General features: G+C 68.4%; 2 protein-coding genes. One reads left to right on the forward strand and one right to left on the reverse strand.

The genetic code is table 11. The features are described from left to right. Positions 1 to 2,266 (forward strand): lamin tail domain-containing protein (locus tag Q1V87_RS14685; RefSeq protein WP_300594469.1); only part of this gene is annotated, 2,266 nt, incomplete at its 5' end. Positions 2,267 to 2,703: 437 nt separating this feature from the next. Here Q1V87_RS14685 and Q1V87_RS14690 read toward each other — a convergent pair. Next, positions 2,704 to 3,249: a hypothetical protein gene (locus Q1V87_RS14690; protein ID WP_300594472.1), complete on the reverse strand. Its 546-nt coding sequence runs from the start codon at positions 3,247 to 3,249 to the stop codon at positions 2,704 to 2,706. Positions 3,250 to 3,458: the final 209 nt, after the last annotated feature.

A 3,458-nucleotide genomic window follows, 5' to 3' on the forward strand; every position in this document is an offset into this window, starting at 1 on the left:
AACCGGTGCCTTCGGTGAAACCGAAGCCGCCACTCCCGGCGCGGCGAATCTGTGCCCGCCGCCCGCGGGGTGGGACGGGATCGTCATCAACGAGATCGAATCCAGCGGAGGAGATCCGGGTGACTGGGTCGAGCTCTACAACACCGGCAATGGTGCGGTCGACCTGACCGGCTGGATCGTCAAGGATAACGACGACTCGCACGCGATCGAGATCGCAGCAGGAACCGTGATCGGTGCCGGCGGGTTCGTCGTGGTCTACACCGACACTGCCGTGAACGGGTTCGGACTCGGCAACCCCGACGAGCCGCGACTGTTCCTTCCGGACGGTGTCACCCTCGTCGACAGCCACGCATACACCGAACATGCGCCGTCGACGACCTACGGGCGCTGCCCCGACGGCACGGGCGAGTTCGTCGAGACCTTCGCCTCGACGCCCGGCGCTGCCAATGACTGCTCCCCGGTTCGCATCAACGAGGTCGACTCGACGGGTGCTGACCCGGTCGACTGGGTCGAGCTGACCAACGCCGGCAGCGAGGCGATCGACGTCTCGGGCTACATCCTGCGCGACAACAAGGACACGAGCGAGATCGTGATCGCCCCTGGCACCACGATCGAGCCGGGCGCCTACCTCGCAATCGATGTGGATATCGACGGCGGATTCGGACTGGGCGCGGCGGATGCCGCGCGCCTGTTCGCCGCGGACGGCGTGACCCTGCTCGACAGTACGACGTGGGCCGAGCACGCCGCGACATCCTGGGCTCGCTGCCCCGACGGCATCGGTGCGTTCGAGGTCGCGCAGAGCGTGACCAAGGGCCAGGCGAACGATTGTGTCGGGCTGGTCTCGGCGACGGCGTGGCCGGGCGGCGCGGATGTTGACGAGGTGTCGGCGCCGGGTGCGTTCGGCCAGGACATGAGCGGTCTCGCCTTCGAAGCGACCGGAGTGGCCCGTGGCACGCTGTGGGCCGTGAACAACGGCAGCGGCACCCTCTACAAGCTGGAGTGGGATGCCACCGCCGATCAGTGGGTGCCGGCATCCGGTGAGTGGGCCGCAGGCAAGACGCTGCGCTACTCCGGCGGTGCAGGAAAGGTGGATGCCGAAGGCGTCGGCCTCGTCGCGGGAAGCTCTGCGAACGGTGTGTATGTCGCTACGGAGCGTGACAACACCGCCAGCAGTGTGAGCCGCCCGTCAGTGCTGCTGTTCGATGCCTCGGCATCCGGCACCGAGCTCACTGCCACCGCCGAGTGGAACCTCGCGAGCCTGCTTCCAGCGCTTCCCGCCAACGGAGGCCTCGAGGGGATCGCGTGGGTTTCAGATGCCGACCTCACCTCGCGCGGGTTCATCGACGAGAGCACCGGCGGCGCGTACGACCCCGCCGCCTACGCGGGTCACGGCAACGGGCTGTTCTTCGTCGGTGTCGAAGGAACGGCGCGCATCTACGCTGTCGCGCTGCAGGCCGGCGGTACCGCGAGCCTGATCGCAACGATCGATCCGAAGCTCGCACTCGTTGCCGAGGTCGCGTATGACGCTGCATCCGGCGCGCTGTATGCGGTGTGTGACGACGCCTGCGCCGGTGAGATCCATGACATGAAGATCGCGCAGGAGGGGCCGCTCGCCGGAAGCTTCCAGATCGTTGCGTCGTATCTGAACCCTGCTGGCATGGACGACAAGATCGCGAACGAGGGCTTCGCGATCGGAACGTGCACGAGCGGCGTTGCCCCGACGTTCTACGCCGACGACAGCGAAACCGGCGGGACTTCACTGCGGGAAGGGACGATGGCCTGCGTCAGCGCGCCGTTCGAACCCACCGACCCCGGGGCGGGTGGCGGCTCCGGTGGGCCTGGTGAGGTCAACCCGCCGGCGGAGGCTGCCTTGACTCCGGAGACGCAGGGAGCGATCCAGCCGCAGGGCGGGACGACCTTCGAGCAGGGGCAGACTGTGACGATCACGGTCGGCACACAATACGCGGGGCAGACCGTGGAGGGCTGGATCTTCTCGACGCCGACCTACCTCGGCACGTCCGTAGTGAGCGCGGCGGGAACCGCGACCTTCACGATCCCCGCGGATCTGCCGGTCGGCACCCACCGTCTGGTGGTCACGGACTCGGCGGGCACGGTGATCGGCTGGACGTACGTCCAGGTCGAGGCGCTCGCCGCGACCGGGGGCACTGCCGAGTCGACTGGTATGCCTCTGCTGCCCTGGGCTGCTGCCCTCATCCTGCTGGGTGCGGCGCTTGTCGTCATCCGTCGCCGCCAGCGGAAGGCCTGAGACACCACATTCGCGGTGACGCACCGCGCGAGGCGCCGTGTCTCGCGCGGTGCGTCGTGTTTCACGCAAGATGCGGTGATTCGTCAGTGCGAACGCGGGTTGTGCGCGACCGGCTTCAACAGCGCTGTGCGCGGCGGTGCCACGAGCGGGACCCCCGCCGACAGGAGCGCGTGCCGCAGCGGAGCGACCTGAAGCGCGTCGGCCATGTTCCATCGGGCGAACCCGGCGAGGTGGCGTCGCAGTCGGTCTTCGCGCTGCTTCTCGCGGATGACCGCCGCGGTGGTCGCCTCCGCGTCGCCAGAAGAAGTCCAGGCGGTACGGATGCCGCTCGACGGTCATCTCCGTCTGGATCTCGGGAGTAGCGAAGCCGCACCACTCGATCACTGCGCGGCTGACCGACTCGCCCACGGACTCGGAGGAGGGGGTGAGTCTGGGAATCAGCCACCGGAGCAGTGATCTGCCGCGCCGCGCGGAACTCGCGTTCGCGAGTGCCGGATGTCTTCGCTACCCACTCCGCGCGCGCGTGCCGCGTCGCCCACCGCAAGGCCGAACGCTGGCGGGAGCACCCGCATGAGCGCGACCGACGTTTCGGCCACTCCGGTTGCGCTGATCCCGGCATCCGTCACGGCGTTGCAGTCATCCGTCGACGCGTGGACTCGTACGTCTCCGTACGCTCGCGACGTTCCGCCGACGTCGATGGTGTGGATGTGCCGTGGATGTCCGAACAGGGGGAGCCCGAGCAGCGCCGCCGCGGACTCGAGCGCGAAGACGGCATGGGGATTCACGAGTGCATAGGCGTGCACGCGCGCCTGATAGCGTGCCCAGGGCGCGAGTTGTTCCCACTCTTGTGCAGGCGTGTGGATGCCAGGCCTCACGCGAGCATGGTCGCCCAAGTGGATGCCGGTGAGTGCGGCAGCCGCCGCCCGGACCAGTGTCGCTGGACTAGGTCGGAAGATGTCGCCGGCGACACGCGTGACGTTCATGGTGTCATCGTCGGCTCCGGTGAACACGATTGTCGGCGCGGATGCGCTCTCTGTCGCAGCGGGTGCGCTCCGTCCGTGTTGGGGAGGAGCCGGACGTGGTTCGGTGAGACGCCGCGTGGCGTGTGAGGCACCGCGCGTTGCGGCGCGTCTAGCCGCGAGAACGGTGCCTCAGCCGGAATGCGGTGTTTCAGCGCGCGCTGGCAGGGCAG

This window comes from Microbacterium sp. (genome assembly GCF_030149085.1).
GTDB lineage: Bacteria > Actinomycetota > Actinomycetes > Actinomycetales > Microbacteriaceae > Microbacterium.

Coding starts and splice junctions, on each gene's coding strand:
- Q1V87_RS14690 (WP_300594472.1), bottom strand. CDS start 3,249: ATGAACGTCACGCGTGTCGCCGGCGACATCTTCCGACCTAGTCCAGCG.